A 22284-nucleotide genomic window follows, 5' to 3' on the forward strand; every position below is an offset into this window, starting at 1 on the left:
GCGTGACATGGGTAATGAAAGCAGCACTGGCCCATCGTCCACCGACTCTCCGATCATGGTTTCCATCCGTCTCACATATCGGCGCCGCCCGGCGCCCGCCCGTCATCTGCCGCGTGCATTGCGCCCGGCCGCGCCCGCCGCACCGGGCCGCTTCGCGCGCCGGCTGGCCGGCGCCGTCCTGCTGTCGGCGCTGCTGCCGCTGCCCGCGCTGGCCGACACCGATGCCGATGCGGCGCCTGCCGCGCAGCGCGCATCGCGTCGCGCGTTCGACATTCCGGCCGGCCCGCTCGAAGCGACGCTGAACCGGTTCGGGCGCGACGCGGGCATCCTGCTCGCGTTTCCGGCCGAGCTGACGGCCGGCAAGACGAGCGGCGGCGTCCAGGGCCGGTTCGACGTCGACGGCGCGCTCGACCGCCTGCTGGCGGGCACGGGGCTCGTCGCGCTGCGCCAGCCGGGCGGCGGCTACACGCTGATGCGCGCGAACGGCTCGGTCGCGCAGCCTGCGGCGGCCGGCGCGGCGGCCGCCGCCGAACTGCCGACGATCACGGTGCGCACCCGCGCGCTGCGCGCCGAAAGCTATCGCGCGCCGAAGGAAGCGGGCGTGCTGCGTTCCGACATTCCGCTGCTCGACACCGCGCAGGCGGTCAACATCGTGCCCGCACAGGTGCTGCGCGACCAGCGTCCGCGCAATCTCGACGACGCGCTCGGCAACGTGAGCGGCATCACGCAGGGCAACACGCTCGCGGGCACGCAGGACACGATCATGAAGCGCGGTTTCGGCGGCAATCGTGACGGCTCGATCATGCAGAACGGGATGCCGCTCGTGCAGGGGCGCGCATTCAACGCGGCGGTCGACAGCGTCGAGGTGCTCAAGGGGCCGACGTCGCTGCTGTACGGGCTGATGGACCCGGGCGGCGTGGTCAACGTCGTCACCAAACAGCCGCAGCTCGTGCGCTACAACGCGATCTCGCTCGGCGCGTCGACGTTCGGGCACGGCAAGAACGGCGGCAGCGCGACCTTCGATTCGACGGGGCCGGTAGGCGATTCGCGGCTCGCGTACCGGCTGATCGTCGACCAGTCGAACGAGCAGTACTGGCGCAACTTCGGCGAATACCGGCAGACCTTCGTCGCACCGTCGCTCGCGTGGTATGGCCGCGATACGCAGGTCGTGGTGTCCTACGAGTACCGCAAGTTCCATTCGCCGTTCGATCGCGGCACCGCGCTCGACCCGCGCACCAATGCACCGCTCGACATTCCCGCGCGGCGGCGGCTTGACGAGCCGTTCAACAACATGGACGGCGAATCGCATCTCGCGCAGCTGAGCGTCGATCACCAGTTCAATGCGGACTGGAGCGCGCATCTCGGCTACAGCTACAACCGCGAGACCTATGACGCGAACCAGTTGCGCACGACCGGCGTCGATCCGGTGAAGGGCACGCTGTCGCGCAGCAACGATGCGACGCACGGTTCGCTCAGCACCGACAGCTACGGCATCGCTTACGTGAACGGCAAGGTGACGCTCGCGGGGATGCGCCACGACGTGCAGCTCGGCGTCGACAGCGAGTATCGCCGCATCTACCGCAAGGACATGCTGCGGCAGGCCGTGAAGACGCCGTTCAGTTATATCGATCCGGTGTACGGGCTGCTGCCACCGTCGAGCACCGTTTCCGCGAGCGACAGCGACCAGACCGACACGCTGCACGATACGTCGGTGTTCCTCCAGGACAGCATCCACCTGACCGACAAGTGGATCGTGTCGGGCGGGCTGCGCTACATCACGTACAACCAGGTCGCGGGGCGCGGTCGGCCGTTCGTTGCGAACACCGATCTCAGCGGCTCGAAGTGGCTGCCGCGCGCAGGCGTCGTGTACAAGTGGACCGATTCGTTCTCGCTGTACGGCAGCTATTCGCAATCGCTGAAACCGTCGTCGTCGATCGCGCCGATGACGGGCTACGTGATCGATGGCGCGACACCGCCCGAGGAAGCGACCGCGTGGGAGGTGGGCGGCAAGCTCGACTTGCCGGGCGGGATGACCGGCACGCTCGCGCTGTTCAACATCGACAAGAAGAACGTGCTCGTGTCGCAATACAACGACGCGACCAAGCTGACCGACTGGCGCACGTCAGGCAAGGCGCGCTCGCGGGGGATCGAGCTCGACGTGTCGGGCCGGATCGGCGAGCGCGTGAACGTGATCGCGAGCTACGCGTACATCGACGCGAAGACGACTGAGGATCCGCTGTACGCGGGCAACCAGCTGTGGAACGTCGCGCGGCACACCGCGTCGCTCGCGGCCGTCTACGACGTCGGCACGCTGATCGGCGGCGACGACCTGCGCATCGGCGCGGCGGCCCGCTACGTCGGCGCGCGGCCCGGCGATTCGGCGAACAGCTTCACGCTGCCGTCGTACGTGCTCGCCGATGCGTTCGCGACCTACGACACGCGGATCGGCAAGCAGAAGCTGTCGTTCCAGCTCAACGTGAAGAACCTGTTCAACCGCACGTACTACCCGTCGAGCGCGAACCGCTACTTCGTCGCGATCGGCGACGCGCGACAGGTGTCGCTGCTGACCACGCTGCAGTTCTGACCACGCAATCGCCGCGTGGCCGAAACGACGGCGCGCGGCTTCGGAGAAGATCCAGATGAACCGGAAGATGAAGATCGGCGCCGTGCGCGCCGCTGATGTTGCCGTCGGCGCGCGACGCCGCGTTTTGCACACGATCGCGGGCTCGGTGCTCGCGCTGTGCGCGGGCCTGGGTGCGAGTGGTTCGACACCCGCGTTGGCAGCCGATGCAGCGCCGGCCGTCACGCGCGTCGCGATGCTCGTGCAGCTGCGCGGCCCGAACCTGAAGGTCGACGAGCGCATCGTCCAGCATCTCGGCGAGCGCGGTTACGCGGTGCGCCTGATCGACGAGTCGGCCAGCCCCGATGCGGCACGCGACGCCGACCTGGTCGTGATCTCGTCGACGGTATCGTCGAAGAACGTGCGGCCGGGCTGGCGCACGCTCGACAAGCCGCTCGTGACCTGGGAAAACGACCTGCTCGACGATCTCGCGATGACGGGCAAGCGTCACGACGTCGACTTCGGCGAAACGGGCAAGGAGCGCTACCTGTGGCTCGTCAACGCGCCGCATCCGGTGTCGGCCGGGCTGCCGGCCGGCGCGACCAACGTGTACGGCAAGCAGGCGCCGATGAGCTGGGGCAAGCCGGGGCTCGGCGCGATCACGATCGCGACCGTGTACGGCCAGCCCGACAAGGCCGCGATCTTCGCGTACGAGAAGGGCGCGACGATGGACTACGAGGCGCTCGCGCCGGCGCGTCGCGTGATGTTCTTCCTCGACAACGACACGTTCACGAACCTGTCGCCGGCCGGCGTCGCGCTGTTCGACGCGGCCGTCGACTGGGCGGCGGGGCGGCGTTGATGGTGTTGCCGCACGCCGCGTACGGCGGCGGCAACGTGAGCTTGTCCTCGATGTCCCGGATGACCGACGACACGTTCGTCATCCTGCTTAAAACGCCCGTTGCATGAGCGCTCCGGTCACCTGCACGCCATGCCGGGCTGGTGCGTGTCCGCCGTTCGCGCGTCAACGGGCCGGCGGCGTCTGCTTCAGCGCGACGTCTTCGATCAGTTGGGCCAGCAAGCGCGCCGGCTCGGCGAGGTTGCGCGGCGCGCGATGCACGAGCCCGATATCGCGGTGAAACGTGTGGTGCTCGAGGTCGATCGCGCGCACGCCCGCCGGCCAGCGACGATAGGCGGCGGTCTGCGGCACGATCGCGACGCCGACGCCGTTCTCGACCAGCTTGACGATCGCGTCGAGTTCGTCGAGTTCGCAGGTGTCGCGCACCGCGATGTGCATCTTCCGCAGAAAACGATCGACCTGCCGGCCGCCGAACGACGCGCGGTCGTAGCGGATGAACGGCTCGCTCGACAGTAGCGCGGCCCAGTCCTTGCCCTTCACACCGCGCGGCACGATCAGCCGGAACGGTTCCTGCGCGAGCGTCGTCCAGTGCAGGTCGCTCTGCAGCGAAAACGGCGGCCGGATGATCGCGGCCATGTCGATTTCGCCCGCATCGACGCGGTTGACCAGCTCGATCGACAGCCCCGGTATCACGCGCGTGCGGCACGCGGGATGCCGGCGATGGAAATCGGCCAGCGCGGCCGGCAGCAGCGCGCTCTGCACCGACGCGATCGCGCCGATCGTCACGCGCACGGCGGCCGGCGAGCCGGGCGCGGCCGAACTCAGGTTCTCGTACAGGCCGATCAGCGCCTGCGCCTGGTCGAGCACGTGATGGCCCCGCTCGTTGAGACGGGCCGACCGGCCTTGCCGGTCGAACAGCGCGAAGCCGAGTTCGGCTTCGAGACGCTGCATCTGCGCGCTGACGGCCGCCTGCGTCAGCCCGATACGGTTGCCCGCGGCGGCGAACGTGCCTTCCCGGGCGACGGCGACAAGGGTTTTCAGCTCGCGGATCATTGATCGATTCCGTTTGTGAATTGCAAAACTATATATTGATTTAATTTTTGCTTGCCGTTGTCTACCATGGTGCCGTCCTCGCGCCACGCGAGCATCTCTTCACGAGGCAATCATGAGTCTTTCCCCGTTTCACCTGGCGATTCCGGTCTACGACCTGCCGGCCGCGCGCGATTTCTACGGCCGCGTGTTCGGGCTGGAAGAGGGGCGTTCGAGCACGCAATGGGTCGACTTCGACTTCTACGGGCACCAGCTCGTGATTCACGAGCACCCGAAGACCGCATCGCAGGAAGGCGCGCATACGAATGCCGTCGACGGTCACGACGTGCCGGTGCCGCATTTCGGGATCGTGCTCGACTGGGCGAGCTGGGAAGCGCTGGCCGAGCGGTTGAAATCGTTCGGCGTGACCTTCGCGATCGAACCGTATGTGCGGTTCAAGGGGCAGGTCGGCGAACAGGCGACGATGTTCCTGTTCGACCCGTGCGGCAACGCGCTCGAGTTCAAGGCATTCCGCGACATCGGGCAGCTGTTCGCGAAGTGACGGATCGGGCGAGTCTGCGCCGATTGAAAATGGGTGCGAGAATGCGGCCTCCGGCCGGGCCGCGCGCAGGTGCTGCGGTCGGCGCCGCGCCGCACGGCATGCGTCCGTGCGCGCCGTTTTCCAGGGAACCCGTATGGACAGTCACATCGCTCCGGTGGAGCTGAAGAAAGCCTACCGTCTCCTCAATCACGGCCCGACCGTGCTCGTGTCGGCCCGCCACGACGGCGTCGACAACGTGATGGCCGCCGCGTGGGCGTGCGCGCTCGACTTCCTGCCGCCGAAGCTGACCGTCGTGCTCGACAAGTCCGCGAAGACGCGCGAGCTCGTCGAGCGCAGCGGCACGTTCGTGATTCAGGTGCCGACGGCCGCGCAGCTGCAACTCACGCATGCGGTCGGCAGCCACAGTCTTGCCGAGCGGCCCGACAAGCTGCGCGAAGCGGGCGTCACGCTGTTCGACGTCGAAGGCCATGACCTGCCGTTCGTCGCCGGCTGCTCGGGCTGGCTCGCATGCAAGCTGATTCCCGAGCCGCACAACCAGCAGACCTACGACCTGTTCATCGGCGAGGTGGTCGGTGCGTGGTCCGACACGCGCGTGTTCCGCGACGGCCACTGGTATTTCGAATCGGCCGATCCGGCGCTGCGCAGCCTGCATTACATCGCGGGCGGCAATTTCTATGCGATCGGCGAATCGTTGCACGTCGATCCGGACGCGCAGCAAGCATAAAGCCAGCTTTCTTTCCCGATCCGGGCGCGCGGTTCACGCGCGCTTTTTCAATTCAGCCAGCATCGCTTCGGCGAACGCCTGCGCGACGCGCGGCAGCGTGCGCCCGCGCTTCGTGACGAGCGCGATCGGCCGCACGAACGCGGGATCGTCGATCGGCTTCGCGACCAGTTCCGGTTCGGCGCGCACCTCGCGCGCGGTCGCGGGCAGGATCGTCACGCCGAGGCCGCCGCGCACCATCGCGACGGCCGTCATCATGTAGGTCGGCTCGCACGCGATGTCGGGCGTGCAGCCAGCCGCCTCCAGCGCAGCATCGACGACGCTGCGCACGCTCGTGCCCTGCGCGGTCAGCACGAGCGGCACGCTTGCGACATCGGCGGTGCTCACGCGGCGCTTGCGTGCGAGCGGATGATCCTTCGGGCACACGGCGACGAGCCGGTCGGCGCCCGCGTACAACACTTCCAGCGACGCATCGAACGTGTCGCCGCCCGTCAATCCAAGATCGGCTTCCTCGTTGCGCACCAGCGCAGTGACGAGGCTCGCGACGCCGTCGCGAATCTCGAAGCCCGCGCGCGGCACGTCGCGCCGAAACGACTGGATCAGCTCCGGCAGCACGCTGGACGCGAACGTCGGCAGGCACGCGAGCCGCACCGTGCCGCTCGTGCCTTCGCCGAGCGCGCGCGCATCGCGCAGCACGCGTTCCATGTCGTCGAGCGAGCGCTGCAGCAGCGGCAGCAGCTCGCGCCCCGTCTGCGTGAGCGCGACGCTGCGGCTGTTGCGGTCGAACAGCCGCGCGCCGACGATTTCCTCCAGCCGGCGGATCTGCACGGTCAGCGCCGGCTGCGACAGGTGCAGCCGCGCGGCCGCGCGCGTGAAGTTGCCGGCGTGCGCGACGGTGACGAACGCGCGGATGTCGCGAAGATTCAGATCCATAACGATTCGTGATTGCTGCGATCAAATCATTTCAATTGTGCTATCGCTGCGCCGACCTTACGCTCGTCTTCAACAAAAGACAAGGTAGGAGACACGGATGCTGCCGTTACTCGGGCTTGGCACGATCGTCGTGCTGCTGGCCGCGATTCTTTCCAAACGCATGTCGCCGCTCGTTGCGCTGATCGTCGTGCCGATCGCGGCGTCGCTGCTCGGCGGCTTCGGGCTGCACACCAGCAAGTTCGTCATCGACGGGCTGAAGGGCCTCGCGCCCGTCGTCGGGATGTTCGTGTTCGCGATCCTGTATTTCGGGACGATCACCGACGCCGGCACGCTCGACCCGATCATCGACCGGATCCTGCGCGCGGTCGGCACGCGGCCGACGCGCATCGTGATGGGTACGACGCTGCTCGCGCTGCTGATCCATCTCGACGGCTCGGGCGCCGTCTGCTTTCTCGTGACGATTCCGGCCGTGCTGCCGCTGTACGACCGGCTGAAAATGGACCGGCGCGTGCTGGCCGCGGCCGTGTCGATGGCCGCGGGCATCAACTTCCTGCCGTGGACGGGGCCGATGATCCGCGCGTCGGCGTCGCTGCACCTGCCGGTGTCGGCGCTGTTCAATCCGCTGATCCCGGTCCAGGCGATCGGGCTCGTGTTCGTGTTCGGCGTCGCGTACTGGCTCGGGCGGCGCGAGGAGAAGCGGCTCGGCCTGTCGCGCGACGATGCGTCGATTCCGCTGCCGACGCGCGAACTGACGCCCGACGAGCAGGCGCTGCGCCGGCCGCACCTGTTCTGGTTCAACCTCGTGCTGACGCTCGTCGTGCTCGGCACGATGGTCGTGATGGGCGAGAAGATCCCGCCCGCGATCATGTTCATGGTCGGGCTGTGCATCGCGCTGATGGTGAACTACCCGGACGTCGACATGCAGAGGAAGCGGATCGACGCGCATGCGCGCGCGGCGCTGATGATGGCCGGCATCCTGCTCGCGGCCGGCGTGTTCACGGGGATCATGCAAGGCAGCGGGATGCTGAAGGCGATGGCGCAGGCCGCGGTCGGCTTCGTGCCGCCGTCGATGGCCGGCCACATTCCGGTGGTGCTCGGTTTCGCGTCGATGCCGCTCAGCATGCTGTTCGATCCCGATTCGTTCTACTTCGGCGTGCTGCCGGTGATTGCGGAGGTGGCCGGCCAGCTCGGCGTGCCAGCCGTTCAGGTCGGGCAGGCCGCGTTGCTCGGCCAGATGACGACCGGGTTTCCGGTCAGCCCGCTGACGCCCGCGACGTTCCTGGTCGTCGGCCTGTGCGGCATCGAGCTGGCCGAGCATCAGAAATTCACGTTCCCGCTGCTGTTCGGCGCCTCGATCGTGATGACGATCGCGTGCGTCGTGCTGGGCATCTTTTGATTTTTTCCGGCGGCGAGACCCGCCGGACGACGGTACGGACATGACAGCAAAGCAACCTGAACGGCGCGTGCGCATCGGCGCGGGCGCCGGCTACTCTGGCGACCGGATCGAGCCCGCGGTCGAACTGGCCGAACACGGGCAGCTCGACTATCTCGTCTTCGAATGCCTGGCCGAGCGCACGATCGCGATCGCGCAGCAGGCGCGCCGCAAGGATCCGGCGCTCGGCTACGATCCGCTGCTCGACGCGCGCATGCGTGCGGTGCTGCCGATCGCCGCGGCAAAACGCGTGCGCATCGTGTCGAACATGGGCGCGGCGAACCCGCGCGCAGCGGCAACGCGCACCGCGCAGATCGCGCAATCGCTCGGCATCGCGGGGCTGAAGGTCGCGGCGGTCGAAGGCGACGACGTGCTCGACGTCGTGCTGCGCGGCGCGTTCAGTTTCGAGGAATCGGGCGACGCAGTCGCCGCGTATCGCGACCGCATCGTGTCCGCGAATGCATACCTCGGCGCCGCGCCGATCGTCGACGCGCTCGCGGCCGGCGCGGACGTCGTGCTGACCGGGCGCGTCGCCGATCCGTCGCTGTTCGCCGCGCCGCTGATCCACGCGTTCGGCTGGCGGATGGACGACTGGGACACGCTCGGGCAGGCGACGGTCGTCGGCCATCTGCTCGAATGCGCGGGGCAGGTGACGGGCGGCTATTTCGCCGATCCCGGCTACAAGGACGTGCCGGATCTCGCGCGGCTCGGGTTCCCGATCGGCGAAGTCGCGGCCGACGGCTCGGTCGTGATCACGAAGGTGGCGCATGCGGGCGGCCGCGTGAGCGCGGCGACCTGCAAGGAACAACTGCTCTACGAGATTCACGATCCGGCGCGGTATCTGCAGCCCGACGTCGTCGCGGATTTCACGCGCGTCGCGGTCGCCGGGGAGGCGACGGATCGCGTGCGCGTGACGGGCGGGCGCGGCACCGCGCGGCCCGATACGCTGAAGGTGTCGGTCGCTTACGTCGACGGCTATATCGGCGAAGGCCAGATCTCGTACGGCGGCCCGGGCGCACTCGAACGCGCGCGTCTCGCGCTCGACATCGTCCGCGAGCGACTGGCGCTGACCGGCGTCGCCGCGACCGAATTGCGCTTCGACCTGATCGGCGTCGATTCGCTGTATGGCGACGCGACGCCGGCGGTGCGCGGCGAGCCGGCCGAGGTGCGCGTGCGGGTGGCCGGCCGTGCGGCGAGCGCCGATGAAGCGGCGCGGATCGGCAATGAAGTCGAGACGCTCTATACGAACGGGCCGGCCGGCGGCGGCGGCGCGTTCAAGTCGACGCGCGAGGTGATCGCCGTGCAGTCGGTGCTGCTGCCGCGTGACGCGGTGACGCCGTCGTTTTCATTCGTGGAGGCATGATGCAACTGCGTGAACTCGCGCATGCGCGCACCGGCGACAAGGGCAATACGCTGAACGTGTCGGTCATCTGCCGCGATCCGCGCCATTACGACCATCTGCGCGCGCATCTGGATGCCGACAAGGTGAAGGCGTGGCTCGCGGGCATCGTGCACGGCGATGTCGTGCGCTACGAATTACCGGCGCTGGGCGCGTTCAACTTCGTGCTGCGCGATGCGCTCGGCGGCGGCGTGACGCGTTCGCTCGCGCTCGATGCGCACGGCAAGTCGGTCAGTTCGGCGCTGCTGGCGATCGACGTGCCCGACCCGGCGTGACGGCACACGTCGCGGCCGGGTCGTGCGCACAGGCTCAGGGTCAGGGAATCAGCAGCTCGCGACGCCCGTCCGCGTGCTCGATGCGCTCGCCGGCGATGTGCAGGCGCTGGTCCTTTCGATAATCGTAGACCGCGCGTGACGCGGCGAGCTGGTCGAAATCGAGTTCGACCGCGTGGCGCGATTCGGTGTTGCCGGCTTCGAAGATCACGTTGCCGAACGGATCGACCGCGAGACTGCCGCCCGCGAACACGACGTCGTGCGTGCTGTCGCCGACGCGGTTGGCGACCACCGCGAACACCTGATTCTCCATCGCGCGCGCCGATGCCGACGTGCGGTGGACGTATCGGTACGGCTCCATGTTGCCGTCGGTGATGAGGATCAATTGCGCGCCGAGTGCGGCGAGCGCGCGGCCGGTTTCCGGGAATTCGTTGTCGTAGCAGATCAGCAGGCCGATCCGCACGCCGCGCCATTCGACCGTCGCGTAGCGATCGCCGGGCAGCACGACGCCGCGCTCGCTCACCCACAGATGGGTCTTGCGATAGCGCAGTGCGATGCCGTCCGGCGTGACGAACACGGTCGTGTTGTAGAAGCGGCCGCCATCGTTCTCGATCAGCCCGACCACGACGGCGACGTCGCATGCGCGCGCGGCCGCGATGACCGCGCCGATGCTCGGGCCGTCGAGCGGCTCGGCGACGTCGGCGAGATTCGACGGATCGAGGAAGCCGGTGAGCTGCGCTTCCGGAAACATCACGATGTCGGTGCCGGGCGCGGTGGTCGCGATCGCTTCCAGCGTGCGCTGCAGGTTGTAGTGCGTGTCGCCGTCGCGGCCGGCGAGCTGGACGATGTCGAGCTTCAGTTTCATGGGCGATTTCGGTGGGCGGGACCGGCGCGGCCGGCCCCGCCACGGTGGATGTCGGAACGCCCGAGTATGCGCCGAACCGCGGGTTTTCCCATCCCGTCGGCGTGTTAACCCGTCGGGGGTATTGATCTCGCGGGCTTTCGCCGGCCCGGGTTCGCTTTTTTTCGCCGGTCTGACCAGTCGAACCTCAAGTTGCGTCCCGCGCGGTCGTTAAGGACGATTGAGTGCCCATTTGACCATTCGAAAACTACGCGGCAACCGGAGATCACCGTCATCATGCTGTCATCGATTCGCGCCCGGATTCTGGCGACCTGCGTCGCCATCGTGGTCACGGCCCTGGCCGTGACAGGCGGCCTTGTGTACTACGTCGTCAAGCAGCACAACGACGCAACCATCGACCAGAACCTGCAGTCCGTCCTGACCGGCCACGCGCTCGCACTCGACGAGTGGGTCGCGAGCCGCGCGCAGCAGACCCAGGCGCTCGCGGACACACTGGCGCCGGGCGAAGGCGACCCGCTGCCGGCGCTGACGCTGCTCGGCAAATCGGGCGGCTTCCAGGTGCTCACGCTCGGCCTGCCGGACCGCACGGCGTTCTCGAACGTCCCGCTCGCGGCCGGCTACGATCCGACCGCGCGCCCGTGGTTCAAGCAGGCGGTCGAGGCCGGCCGGCTCGTCGTCACGGCGTTGTACCGAGACGCGTCGACCGGCAAGCCCGCCTTTGCGTTCGCCGCACCGATCGTGCGCGGCGGCACGCTGAAGGGCGTGCTCGCGGCGAGCCTCTACATGGAGCGCGCGAGCGCGATCGTGGCATCGATGCACCCGACGCCGTCGAGCTTCGCGTTCCTGGTCGACAAGAGCGGGCGCCTGATCGCGGGCGCGAAGACCGATCTGATCATGAAGCCGGCCGTCGAACTGTCGCCCGAACTGACGCCGGAGCGCCTCGCCGGCCTGCAGGCGGCGACCGAACCGGTGGCGATCGACGTGGACGGCGTGACCAAGCTGCTCCGCGCGCGCCCGATCGCCGGGACCGACTGGTCGCTCGTCATCGCGCTCGACCGGTCGGACGTGACGGCCGGCATGCGGGCCGTCGCGACGACGACGCTCATTGCGATCCTCGTCGTCGCCTGCGTCGCGGCAGCGCTCGTCGGCGCGCTGACGAACGCGGCATTCAAGCGCGTGCTGCTCGTGCGCGACGCACTGACCGACGTCGCGAGCGGGAGCGGCGACCTGACGAAGCGGCTGCCGGCCGACGGCAGCGACGAGGCCGCGCAGATCGCGCGCGCGTTCAACATGTTTGCCGAAAAGATCAGTGCGATCCTGCTGCAGATTCGCGGCTTCAGCGAATCCGTGAGCGTGGCGAGCGCGGAGATCGCGCAGGGCAACCAGGATCTGTCGAGCCGCACCGAACATGCGGCATCGAGCCTGCAGGAGACGGCGGCGGCGCTCGAGGAGATCGCCGGCACGGCGCGCAACTCGGCCGATTCGGCCACGCAGGTGAGCCGGCTGGCGGAATCGGCGTCGGGCGTCGCCGTGCGCGGCGGCGAGGTGGTGAGCGAGGTGGTCGCGACGATGGGCGAGATCACGAAGGCGTCGGCCGAGATCTCGAACATCATCGGCGTGATCGACGGCATCGCGTTCCAGACCAACATCCTCGCGCTGAATGCGGCCGTCGAGGCGGCGCGCGCGCACGAGCACGGGCGGGGCTTCGCGGTCGTCGCGGGCGAGGTGCGCACGCTCGCGCAACGCAGCGCGGTGGCGGCCCGGGAAATCAAGCAGTTGATCCAGTCGTCCGTCGAGAAGATCGAGGGCGGTTCGGGGCTCGTGAAGACGGCCGGTGAGACGATGGACGAGATCGTCGAGGGGGTGCGCGGCATCACGAGCGTGATCGCGGAAATGACGGTCGCGGCGAACGAGCAGAGTACCGGGCTCGCGCAGGTGAACCAGGCCGTGTCGCAGCTCGATCATTCCACGCAGCAGAACGCGGCGCTCGTCGAGGAATCGGCTGCCGCCGCGGCGCTGTTGCGCGAGCAGGCGGCGCAGCTCGCGCAGACGGTCGGCGAATTCAAGCTCGCGGGTTCGCATCGGGCCGAGACGGCATCGGTTTGATCCGGCCGGGGCAGCCGAAGGCTGCGGGAAGGTTGCACGACGGGCGCGAGAACGGGCCGGCGGAACGGGCGCCGCGCGCTATCCGTCGGTCTGCGCCTTCAGGAACAGCGAAAACAGCTCCGACTGCGAGTTGATCGCGAGCTTCGCGTAGATGTTGCGCCGGTGCACCTTGACCGTTTCCGCGGAAATCGCCAGCTTGTTCGCGACTTCCTTGTTCGAGCGGCCGCTCAGGATCAGCCGGATCACGTCGAGTTCGCGCGCGGTGAGCGGCGTGCCGAGCCGCGCCATCGCATGCTCGAAGCCGTCCCGCCCGTCGGCACCGGCCCGGCGCGACGGCGCGGGTTCGGCGTCGGCGGGCGTCTGCTCGAACGCGAGGCGCTGGCGCATCAGCCCGGCCACCCAGGGCCGCACCAGGTCGAGCAGCGCAACCTGCTCGGGGCTGAAGCGTTGCTTGCTGCCGAGCGACAGGCACAGCGTGCGCGTGTCGTCGAGCACGACGTTGAACTGCACCTCGTCCTCGACGACGTTGTGCGTGAAATAGAGCGTGTAGTACTCGGTGTCGCGAAAGCACTCGGGCGCGACGTCGGACAGCCGGAACAGGCCGCTCTGCGGCGCGTCGCGGTTCGCGATGTAGAACGGGTCCAGCAGGTACAGGCCCTGCACGTAGTCGCGAAACAGCGGGTCGGGGCCGTCGCCTTCGTACGGGCATTCGGCGAATACCTGCGGGCGGCCGTCGTCGAACATCAGCGCGACCCAGCTGTCGACCGCGACGTATTCGTCGATCAGCCGGATCAGCGACAGCCAGAAGCCCGGCTGGTCGAGCGACTCGATGAGCCGTCCGACCGACCGGTGCCATGCGACGTCCTGCAAGGTCAGGTTCATGCGTTGGTCCCGTCAGTCCCGGATGGGGCCGGTCGATGCACGCTTGCGATGCTACGCCGTGCGTGTACGCTACGGGCTCGCGGGTGCATGCCCGCGCGCGCGGCACGGGCCGTGCGTTTCGACCGGATCCTGCAATGAAGAACGAGATCGTAACGCCGGCCGGCGCGAATGGCGAGGCCGGGCACTGCCGCCGGTTCGCGGCCGCGGCCGTCGCCGTGCGCGTCGCCGGTGTCGTGCAACGACCCGTCGACGCCACCATCCGTTACACGCCTTTCCAATCCGACCGGACCTCGTCATGACTGTCCAGCACCGAAACACACGCCGCAAGCTGTTCGCCGCTTCACTTGCCGCACTCGCGGTGCTCGCCGCGCTCTCCGCGTCGTCGCCTGTCTACGCGGCCGATCCGGTCCATCCCGACCGCCAGCTGCAGACGTTCATCCACGACAGCTACGGCAAATGGCGCGCGGACCGCAAGGGCTGGCAGTCGGACGCGGGCGACTTCATCTATGCGCCGTGCGGCTCGCTGCGCGTCGCGACCGCCGACGGCCCGCGGGTTCTGCTCGCGATGTGCGGCGAGACCGAAGAGGCCGTGCAGAACGGGACGCCGGGCATGGATTCCGACGGCACGGCCGGCACGATCGATCTGTACGTGCTGAAGCCGGCGCCGGACGGCAAGACGCTCGAGCCGGTCGTGAAGAAGACGGACATCGCGTCGGGCAAGCGCGGCGAACCGGGCACGGTACGCATCGAGCGGCTCGGGCCGCACCTGTTCGGGTTCGTCATCGGCGACGGGGTCACGTTGCAGGGTTATACGCAGGCGAGCCGGTCGATCTGGCTGCCCTACGGCAATGCGATCGTCGAAGCGGCGTCGCGCATCGACGAAGCGCTCGACAATGCGGGATCGCTCGACTGCGGGAACGCGAAGTCGCATTGCGAGAGCCGCACGTTCACGATCGTGCCCGACACGACGGGCACCGGCGACGTCTATCCGCTGACGGTCACGGAAACGGGCACGCGCGGCGACAAGGATATCCACGCGCGCTACACGGTGAAATTCGACGCGGCGCGCGGCCGCTACATCGTGCCGAAGGCGCTGCGCGCAGGGTATTGAGCGTCCGCGCGGCGGAACGGGCGGCGTTGCGCCGCCCGCGCATCACACGTACAGGTAGCGCACCAGGTGGAAGAACACCGGTGCGGCGAAGCAGATCGAGTCGACGCGATCGAGCATCCCGCCGTGGCCCGCGATCATCGAGCCCCAGTCCTTCGTGCCGAGCGAGCGCTTGACGGCCGACAGCACGAGCCCGCCGACGAAGCCCGCGATCACGATCGCGAGCGAGATCCCGAACGCCGCGCCGAAGCTGAACGGCGTCACGCGATACAGCGACGCGCCGCACAGCGTCGCGAGCAGGCCGCCGCCGATGAAGCCTTCGACCGTCTTCGACGGCGACAGCTGCGGCGCGATCTTGCGGCGCCCGAACAGCTTGCCGACGACGTATTGCAGCACGTCGCTGATCTGCACGACGACCAGGAAGAAGAACAGCAGCAGCGCGTTCTGCCCCGCGTAGTGCGGAATGTCGAGGATCAGCACGGCCGGCGCGTGGCTCAGCCCGTACACGCACACCATCAGCGCCCAGTTGATCTTTGCGTTGCGGCTCAGGAATTCGCGCGTGTCCTGCGTGAGCGCCGACACGAGCGACATCGCGAAGAACAGGTGCACGGGCACGAAGATCGAATACATCCCGTACCAGTTGATCCCGAGCAGCAGGTACTGCACGGGGATCGCGACGAAGAACGCGATGAACAGCGTCGTGTGGTCGCTCGCGGTGGTCGGCGTGAGCGTGATGAATTCGCGCAGCGTCAGGTACGACAGCAGCGCGAACACGAGATACGTGACGTTGTTGCCGAGGCCGATCGCGATGGCCATGATCGCGATCATCGCCCACCACGCGCGGATGCGCTGGTTCAGGTTGACAATGGTCGAGCTCGTGCCGCCGTTGCGCGCGCCGAGGATCGCGCCGATCACGGTCGCGACGACGAGCACGCCCGTGACGCCCGCAACCAGCTCCCAGAAAATAGTTCGCATGGGGATATCCGGAAAAAGGGAGAGGAGGGTGCCGCGTTCAGCCCGCGGGCCGCTGCGGCGCGAGCGCGACGACCGCGTCTCGCATGCGGGCGAGGAACGTCGGCTTGTCTTCCTGGCTGCCGAGCGCATCGTTCGCGCCGAAGTGCACCTTGCAGATCAGCGGCACGGGCCAGATCGCGCCCTTCGGCATGATGCGCTGCAGGTTCTCCAGATAGACGGGCGCGAGCGCGACGTTCGGGAATTCGGTCGCGAGATGGAACAGCCCGCTCTTGAACGGCTGCGGCAGCACGTCGGCGCCACGCGTGCCTTCCGGGAAGATGATGATCGAGTGGCCCTGCCGCAGCGCGTCGCGCACCGGTTCAAGCGGGTCGCCGCCGGATTCGCGGTGACGGTCGATCAGCACCACGTTCAGCAGCTTCTGCGCGATGTGGCGCTTCGTGTCGCTGCTGTCCCAGTAGTCGCGCGCGGCGACCGGCCGCACGACCGCGCGTACGTTGCGCGGCAGCGCGGCGAGGATCGCGAGCGTGTCGATGTGGCTCGTATGGTTCGAGAAATAGATTTTCTGCGTCGGGGACGGCGGCGCCTGATGCCAGACCGGATACGCGCCGGCGACGAGCCGCACGATGGACAGCAGGAAGTCGCGCTGCCAGACGTTGACGATGTTCATCGGCGCGCTGCCTCCTGCCTGCATGCCCGGCCGCAGGTGCGGCGGACGGGGTCCCGGAATGCCGGCGCGGCAGGATGCGCGCCGGACGGCCCTTGTTTAAATTTTTTCAAGTTCGTGGCTGCCTGTCGCAGGTCCGCGATAATCGGACGGTTCGCCGTCTCACCCCGTTGCGTAGCGGCGAATGCGCCGTCGGCGGCGTGATGTCGGCCGTTGCACGAGTGCCCGTTTGCAGTTCGAATGGATCTGCGCTGCGATCGGGCCAGCGGATTATCGCGAGTTTCCGTCAAAAACGCCAGATTGGCGCCGCGCGGGCGGGCCGGGCGCACGCTTGACGCATCGGGGCGGCTCGGCGACGATGGGGGCCGTCCATTGAAGGCCGACGAAGGCCGTTTCGCCGCCCGGGGCATGGTGGCGGGAAACGTGTCCGACTGTGCCGAGCGAATAATACGAATACGAAACGATGAGCCTCTACGCACTCAAACCCAAATTCCAGGACCGTCTGCGGCCGTTCGCGAATTCGCTCGCCGAACGCGGCGTCACCGCCAACCAGGTCACGCTGTTCGCGGCCGGCGGCTCGATCGTCGTCGGCGCGCTCGCCGGGCTCGGCGTATTCGCCCGCGTGCTGTTCCTGCTGATTCCACTGTGGCTGTTCGCGCGGATGGCGCTCAACGCGATCGACGGGATGCTCGCCCGCGAGCACGGGCAGAAGAGCACGCTCGGCGCGTACCTGAACGAGCTGGGCGACATCGTGTCCGATGTCGCGCTCGTGCTGCCGTTCCTTGCCGTTCCCGCGTTCGCTCCGGCGGACGTCTGGCTGTTCGCGCTGACGGCGGTGATCGTCGAATGCGCGGGGCTGATCGGGCCGCTCGTCGGCGCAACGCGCCGCTACGACGGCCCGTTCGGCAAGAGCGACCGCGCGCTGGCCCTCGGCGCATTCGCGCTGTGGATCGGCTTCGGCCTGCCGGTCGGCGGCATCGCCGCATGGCTGTGGCGCCTGCTGATCGTGCTGTCGATCGTGACGGTGGTGCGGCGCGTGCAGGCCGGCATCGCCGAAAAGGGCGGTTGAACTACGAGGCGCCGGAGGGCGGCGCCACACGATTCGAATAACGAAACGAGAGAGATCGCATGAGCACACGCACGGCCCGTGAGGCCGACTTCATCACGCACGACGGCGAAACGCTGTTCTATCGTCACTGGCCCGCGACGGGCCCGCGCTGCCGCGGCGCCATCGTGCTGCTGCATCGCGGCCACGAGCATTCGGCGCGCGTCGCGCACCTCGTCGACGAGCTCGACCTGCCGGATTTCGCGTTTTTCGCATGGGATGCGCGCGGCCACGGCCGTTCGCCCGGCGCGCGCGGCTACAGTCCGAGCGCGGCCGCATCGGTGCGCGACCTGCAGACCTTCGTCGAGCATATCCGCGACACGCACGGCATCGCGATCGAGGACATGGCCGTGGTCGGCCAGAGCGTCGGCGCCGTGCTCGCGGCGGCCTGGGCGCACGACTACGCGCCGCCGATCCGCTGCCTCGTCGTCGCGTCGCCGGCGTTCCATATCAAGCTCTACGTACCGTTCGCGCGGCCGGGGCTGCGGCTGATGCACAAGCTGCGCGGGCTGTTCTACGTGAACAGCTACGTGAAGCCGAAATTCCTCACGCACGATCCCGAGCGGATCGCGAGCTATGCGTCCGATCCGCTGATCACGCGGCCGATCGCGGTCAACATGCTGCTCGACCTGCACGACACCGCGCAGCGGATCGTCGCCGATGCGGCCGCGATTACCGTGCCGACGCAGCTGCTGATCTCGGGCGCCGACTGGGTCGTGCATCGCGGCCCGCAGGACCGCTTCTTCGAACGGCTCGGCTCCGCGCGCAAGGAGCGCATCGTGCTGCCGGGTTTCTATCACGACACGCTCGGCGAGCGCGACCGTGCACAGGCGCTCGCGCCGCTGCGCGCATTCGTGCTGCGCGAATTCGATGCGCCGAGCCCGCGCGTGTCGCTCGCCGACGCCGATCGGCGCGGCGCGTTCCACGACGAATACGCGGCGCTCGGCCGTCCGCCCGCGAACGTGTTCGCGCGGGCGTACTGGGCGCTCACGCGCGCCGGCCTGAAAGCGGGCGGCGCGCTGTCGGACGGCATCGCGCTCGGGCTGCGGCTCGGCTTCGATTCGGGCTCGACGCTCGATTACGTGTACCGCAACCGCGCGCAGGGCCGGCTCGGCGTCGGCGCGCTGATCGACCGCACGTATCTCGATTCGCCGGGCTGGATCGGCATCCGCCAGCGCAAGGTGCATCTGCAGGAACTGATCGGCGCGGCGATCGGCCGCCTGCGCGGCCACGGCACGCCGGTGCGGATCGTCGACATCGCGGCCGGTCACGGGCGCTACGTGCTCGACGCGATCGCGACGGCCGCCGAGCGCGACGGCGCGGCGCCCGACGACATCACGCTGCGCGACTACAGCCCGCCGAACGTCGAGGCCGGGCGCGTGCTGATCGCACAGCGCGGGCTCGAGCCGATCGCGCGCTTCGAGCGCGGCGACGCGTTCGACGAGACGTCGCTCGCGACGCTCGAGCCGCGCCCGACGCTCGCGATCGTGTCGGGTCTCTATGAACTGTTCGGCGAGAACGCGCTGATCGAACGCTCGCTGCGCGGGCTCGCGCAGGCCGTGCCGCCGGGCGGCTATCTCGTCTATACGGGGCAGCCGTGGCATCCGCAGCTCGAATTCATCGCGCGTGCGCTGAACAATCACCGCGGCGAGGCGACCTGGGTGATGCGCCGCCGCTCGCAGGCCGAGATGGACGAACTCGTCGCGCGCGCGGGCTTCCGCAAGCTCGACCAGCGGATCGACGAGATGGGCATCTTCACGGTCAGCCTCGCGCAGCGGGTCGACGCGTCATGAGCGAATTCGGCGGCGACGCGCGCGGCCTTGCGGCGCAGGCGTCGGCGGCCGACGCGCGCGACGCGTCGTTCGCGCTGCGCTTCGGCTGGCTCGCGGCGATGGGCGCCGTGTTCTTCTCGACGTACGGCTTCGCGAACTGGCTCGCCGCGCGCCGCGCGGCGGTGCCGACGTTCGCGTTCGGCTGGGAGCACGCGATCCCGTTCGTGCCGTGGACGATCGTGCCGTACTGGTCGATCGATCTTCTGTATGCGCTGTCGTTCTTCTTCTGGACGCGCCGCGACGATCTGCTCGATCACGTGAAGCGCTTGCTCACCGTGCAACTGGTGTCGGTCGCGTGTTTCATCGCATGGCCGCTGCGCTTCGGTTTCGAGCGGCCCGACGCGGGCGGCGTGGCCGGCGCGCTGTTCACGTTGCTGATGGGGTTCGACAAGCCGTTCAACCAGGCGCCGTCGCTGCATATCGGCTTGCTCGTCGTGTTGTGGGCCGTCTATGCGAAGCACCTGCGCGGCACGCTCGCGCGCGTCGTGCTGCATCTGTGGTTTGCGGCGATCGGCGTGTCGGTGCTGACGACCTACCAGCATCACGCGATCGACGTGCCGACCGGCGCGGCCGTCGGCTGTCTCGCGTTGTTCCTGTTTCCGCTGCGTGATGCCGCGGGACGGCTGCCGGGCGCCGATGCGGCGCCGGGCGCGGCTGGCCGCGCGCTCGCGCGTCGTTATGCGCTCGGCGCGGCGCTGGTCGCGCTCGTGGCGCTCTGGTGCGTGCCGCGCGCGCCGGGCTGGGCGCTGGCAGCGGGGTGGGTTGCGCTGGCGCTCGCGTGTGTCGCGTGGAGCTACCGGCGCGGCGCACCCGGTGCCTTCCAGAAGGATGCGCACGGGCGTTTCCCTGTCGTCATCCGCTGGCTGCTCGCGCCGACGATCGCCGGCGCGTTCGTCAATTCGCGGCTGTGGACGTTCCGGCAGCCGGCGCCGGTGCGGATCGACGAACGCGTGTCGATCGGCCGTACGCCGACAACGCGCGACGTGCGGCGCCACGGTTTCACGGCGCTGGTCGACCTGACCGCCGAGATGCCGCGCTGGGCGGCGGCCGATGCGTCGCTAGCGTATGCGGCCGTGCCGCAGCTCGACCTCGTCGCGCCGACGGCCGCGCAGCTCGCGCAGGCCGTCGCGGCGCTCGAACGCCTGCACGGCGAAGGGCGTGACGTGCTGGTCTGCTGCGCGCTCGGCTACGGACGCAGCGTGTTGTGCGCGGCTGCGTGGCTCGCCGCGCGGCGCGGGCTCGCCGATGCACGCGACGCGCTTGCCGCGGTGCGCGCGGTGCGGCCGCACGCAGTGTGGTCGGACGACGGCGTGGCCGTGCTGCAGCACTGGATCGATCGACGCCGCAGCGCGGGAGGCGTGTGATGCACGATCCGTCCGCGCCGTTCCGGATTGCCGCCGCGCGCGGCGCGCTCGATGCGGGCGCATGGGCGATCGCGGCCGCGCTGGCCGCGGCCGGCGCGGGCTGGTGGATTGCATCGGGCTGGGCGCCGGCGACGATCGCGCGCGTGCTGCTGGCGGTCGTCAGCACGGGGTCGGGGATCGCGGCGCTGTGGTACGCGGTGCGCATCGAGATCGACCGCCGGCTGTTCGCCGCGCTGGCGCGGGCGGCGGCGGGCGACGGGTCGCTCGACGACGGGCTCGCGGCGCTCGACCGTGCGCTTGCCGATCTCGGCTGGATCGATGCCGCGAAGGCCGGCCGCGCGCTCGACGTGCGCGTGCGCGGCGCGGTCGGGCTGTGCCGCGCCAGCGTGCTGGTCGCGATCGTGCAGTGGCTCGTGGTCGGCGTCGCGATCGCGGTGCCGCAGATCGGCTAGCGCCGGTTCGTGTCAATCACGGGCAGGCCTTTGTGCCCGCTCTCCGAGACGACTTCCTTCAGGCGCGCGCTAAGCGCGCGCCGCACGCTGCGATCGCGTCCGCTTGGCTTCGTACATCGCCTGGTCCGCATGCTCGATCAGCGCGTTCATGTCGGTGCCGTCGTCGGGCAGCATCGCGAGCCCGACGCTGACGCCGAGCCGCAGCGCGCGTCCCTCGAATTCGAACGGTTCGCCGACCTGCCGCGCGAGCCTCGCGCTTTGCGCATGGGCATCGTCGCGGTTGCCGAGGTTCGGCAGGATCACCGCGAATTCGTCGCCGCCGACGCGCGCGACCGTATCCGAGCGCCGCACCGCGCCCTGCATCCGCGTGGCGATCTCGCGCAGCGCGGCGTCGCCCGCACGATGGCCGAAACCGTCGTTGATCGGCTTCAGCCCGTCCATGTCGATGTTGAGGATGCCGAGCCGGCCGTTCGCGCGCAGCGCCGTATGCATCGACTGCCGCAGGCGGTCGTAGAACAGCGCGCGGTTCGGCAGGCCCGTGAGCGCGTCGTGCGTCGCGCGCAGGTACAGTTCGTTCGCCTCGTTGCGCGCCGCGTGGAACATCGCGGCGGCGATCAGCCCGGCCGTCAGCCGCAGCGTGCCGGCGTCGGCCTGCGAGAAGCCGTCGACGTCCGGCGACATCACCTTCAGCACGCCGACCGTCGTGTCGGCATGCGTGAGCGGCATCACGAGCATCGAGCGCAGGCCGACCCGGCGGCACGCGTCGCGATCGACGCGCGGATCGGTTTCCGAATCGGTGCAGTGCAGCAACTCGCCGCGCTGCACGCACAGGCCCGACAGGCTGCCCGAGCGCCGCAGCCGCAGGCCGAGCATCCCGGCGGCCGTGCCCGACGCGGCGCGGTACACCATGTCGTCGCCTTCGGCGAATTCGACCGCCGCGGCGCTCGCGCCGGTGAGCCGCGGCACTTGTTCGGTCACATAGGTCATCACGCTGCCGAGGTCGAGACCGACCTTCGCGATCTCGGTCTGCGCGGCGATGATGCGCAGCAGGGTATCGGGGGACGGAGTGGCGGTGTCGGCGATTTGATACAAGTCAGTTTTCCACGAAAGAAAGCACGTTCGGCGTCGCGGGATTGCGGTAGCATACGCGCCGCCCCGCGGCAGTGCGTC

The 22284-nt window shown here is 68.9% G+C and carries 21 protein-coding genes; 14 read left to right on the forward strand and 7 right to left on the reverse strand.

Annotation, left to right across the window (positions count from 1 at the left end; all coding sequences use genetic code 11):
* Window positions 1-7 precede the first annotated feature (7 nt).
* Entirely contained in the window at window positions 8-2584 is a 2577-nt protein-coding gene (locus LXM88_RS11975) for a TonB-dependent siderophore receptor (RefSeq protein WP_262542493.1), read from the forward strand.
* 55 nt (window positions 2585-2639) lie between these two features.
* Complete coding sequence (locus LXM88_RS11980; RefSeq protein ID WP_262542494.1) at window positions 2640-3419, forward strand: hypothetical protein; 780 nt, start codon at window positions 2640-2642, stop codon at window positions 3417-3419.
* 162 nt (window positions 3420-3581) lie between these two features.
* Here LXM88_RS11980 and LXM88_RS11985 read toward each other — a convergent pair whose 3' ends face one another.
* Window positions 3582-4469 (reverse strand): LysR family transcriptional regulator, encoded by an 888-nt coding sequence (locus tag LXM88_RS11985; protein ID WP_262542495.1) that lies wholly within the window; start codon window positions 4467-4469, stop codon window positions 3582-3584.
* 112 nt (window positions 4470-4581) lie between these two features.
* On the opposite strand from LXM88_RS11985, the gene LXM88_RS11990 reads away from it, so the two are divergent.
* Together LXM88_RS11990 and LXM88_RS11995 are read left to right on the forward strand one after the other, a co-directional pair.
* Window positions 4582-5007: a VOC family protein gene (locus tag LXM88_RS11990; protein ID WP_034183320.1), complete on the forward strand. Its 426-nt coding sequence runs from the start codon at window positions 4582-4584 to the stop codon at window positions 5005-5007.
* Window positions 5008-5140: 133 nt separating this feature from the next.
* Window positions 5141-5731, forward strand: coding sequence for a flavin reductase family protein (locus tag LXM88_RS11995; protein WP_262542496.1), 591 nt, complete (start codon window positions 5141-5143; stop codon window positions 5729-5731).
* A 33-nt stretch (window positions 5732-5764) separates the two neighbouring features.
* On the opposite strand, the gene LXM88_RS12000 is transcribed toward LXM88_RS11995, so the two are convergent.
* On the reverse strand, window positions 5765-6661 hold the full coding sequence (locus LXM88_RS12000; protein WP_262542497.1) for a LysR family transcriptional regulator: 897 nt from the start codon (window positions 6659-6661) through the stop codon (window positions 5765-5767).
* Between the two features lie 97 nt (window positions 6662-6758).
* Between LXM88_RS12000 and LXM88_RS12005 the strand changes: the two genes are divergently transcribed.
* The 3 genes from LXM88_RS12005 to LXM88_RS12015 are packed head-to-tail and all read left to right on the forward strand — an operon-like array spanning window position 6759 to window position 9767.
* Window positions 6759-8057: a CitMHS family transporter gene (locus tag LXM88_RS12005; RefSeq protein WP_262542498.1), complete on the forward strand. Its 1299-nt coding sequence runs from the start codon at window positions 6759-6761 to the stop codon at window positions 8055-8057.
* A gap of 40 nt (window positions 8058-8097) precedes the next feature.
* Complete coding sequence (locus LXM88_RS12010) at window positions 8098-9456, forward strand: acyclic terpene utilization AtuA family protein (RefSeq protein ID WP_262542499.1); 1359 nt, start codon at window positions 8098-8100, stop codon at window positions 9454-9456.
* Complete coding sequence (locus LXM88_RS12015; RefSeq protein WP_262542500.1) at window positions 9456-9767, forward strand: AtuA-related protein; 312 nt, start codon at window positions 9456-9458, stop codon at window positions 9765-9767. Before LXM88_RS12010 ends, LXM88_RS12015 begins: the two co-directional genes overlap by 1 nt.
* A gap of 40 nt (window positions 9768-9807) precedes the next feature.
* Here the strand turns inward: LXM88_RS12015 and LXM88_RS12020 are convergent, their stop codons facing one another.
* Complete coding sequence (locus LXM88_RS12020; protein ID WP_262542501.1) at window positions 9808-10629, reverse strand: carbon-nitrogen hydrolase family protein; 822 nt, start codon at window positions 10627-10629, stop codon at window positions 9808-9810.
* 273 nt (window positions 10630-10902) lie between these two features.
* On the opposite strand from LXM88_RS12020, the gene LXM88_RS12025 reads away from it, so the two are divergent.
* Window positions 10903-12732: a methyl-accepting chemotaxis protein gene (locus tag LXM88_RS12025; protein WP_262542502.1), complete on the forward strand. Its 1830-nt coding sequence runs from the start codon at window positions 10903-10905 to the stop codon at window positions 12730-12732.
* Between the two features lie 78 nt (window positions 12733-12810).
* On the opposite strand, the gene LXM88_RS12030 is transcribed toward LXM88_RS12025, so the two are convergent.
* The gene (locus LXM88_RS12030; protein WP_262542503.1) at window positions 12811-13614 is read right to left on the reverse strand and encodes a response regulator transcription factor; all 804 of its coding nucleotides are present in this window, start codon (window positions 13612-13614) and stop codon (window positions 12811-12813) included.
* Window positions 13615-13748: 134 nt separating this feature from the next.
* On the opposite strand from LXM88_RS12030, the gene LXM88_RS12035 reads away from it, so the two are divergent.
* Window positions 13749-13913, forward strand: coding sequence for a hypothetical protein (locus tag LXM88_RS12035; RefSeq protein ID WP_262542504.1), 165 nt, complete (start codon window positions 13749-13751; stop codon window positions 13911-13913).
* Window positions 13910-14725: a topoisomerase IV gene (locus tag LXM88_RS12040; protein ID WP_262542505.1), complete on the forward strand. Its 816-nt coding sequence runs from the start codon at window positions 13910-13912 to the stop codon at window positions 14723-14725. The genes LXM88_RS12035 and LXM88_RS12040 overlap by 4 nt, the downstream gene beginning before the upstream one ends.
* 42 nt (window positions 14726-14767) lie before the next feature.
* Here LXM88_RS12040 and LXM88_RS12045 read toward each other — a convergent pair whose 3' ends face one another.
* The gene (locus LXM88_RS12045) at window positions 14768-15697 is read right to left on the reverse strand and encodes a phosphatidate cytidylyltransferase (protein WP_262542506.1); all 930 of its coding nucleotides are present in this window, start codon (window positions 15695-15697) and stop codon (window positions 14768-14770) included.
* 37 nt (window positions 15698-15734) lie between these two features.
* A complete protein-coding gene (locus LXM88_RS12050) occupies window positions 15735-16364 on the reverse strand; it encodes a lysophospholipid acyltransferase family protein (protein WP_262542507.1) in 630 nt (209 codons plus the stop codon).
* Window positions 16365-16824: 460 nt separating this feature from the next.
* Between LXM88_RS12050 and LXM88_RS12055 the strand changes: the two genes are divergently transcribed.
* From LXM88_RS12055 to LXM88_RS12070, 4 genes are read left to right on the forward strand one after another with little or no spacing between them, the layout of a single operon-like run.
* Window positions 16825-17430: a CDP-alcohol phosphatidyltransferase family protein gene (locus tag LXM88_RS12055; protein WP_262542508.1), complete on the forward strand. Its 606-nt coding sequence runs from the start codon at window positions 16825-16827 to the stop codon at window positions 17428-17430.
* A gap of 59 nt (window positions 17431-17489) precedes the next feature.
* A complete protein-coding gene (locus tag LXM88_RS12060) occupies window positions 17490-19259 on the forward strand; it encodes a bifunctional alpha/beta hydrolase/class I SAM-dependent methyltransferase (RefSeq protein ID WP_262542509.1) in 1770 nt (589 codons plus the stop codon).
* Window positions 19256-20662, forward strand: coding sequence for a phosphatase PAP2/dual specificity phosphatase family protein (locus tag LXM88_RS12065; protein ID WP_262542510.1), 1407 nt, complete (start codon window positions 19256-19258; stop codon window positions 20660-20662). The genes LXM88_RS12060 and LXM88_RS12065 overlap by 4 nt, the downstream gene beginning before the upstream one ends.
* Window positions 20662-21114, forward strand: coding sequence for a hypothetical protein (locus tag LXM88_RS12070; protein ID WP_262542511.1), 453 nt, complete (start codon window positions 20662-20664; stop codon window positions 21112-21114). The genes LXM88_RS12065 and LXM88_RS12070 overlap by 1 nt, the downstream gene beginning before the upstream one ends.
* Before the next feature lie 69 nt (window positions 21115-21183).
* Here the strand turns inward: LXM88_RS12070 and LXM88_RS12075 are convergent, their stop codons facing one another.
* The gene (locus LXM88_RS12075; RefSeq protein ID WP_262542512.1) at window positions 21184-22206 is read right to left on the reverse strand and encodes a sensor domain-containing diguanylate cyclase; all 1023 of its coding nucleotides are present in this window, start codon (window positions 22204-22206) and stop codon (window positions 21184-21186) included.
* Window positions 22207-22284: the final 78 nt, after the last annotated feature.

The sequence above is a fragment of the Burkholderia sp. S-53 genome (genome assembly GCF_025560745.1).
Classification (GTDB): Bacteria; Pseudomonadota; Gammaproteobacteria; order Burkholderiales; family Burkholderiaceae; genus Burkholderia; species Burkholderia pyrrocinia.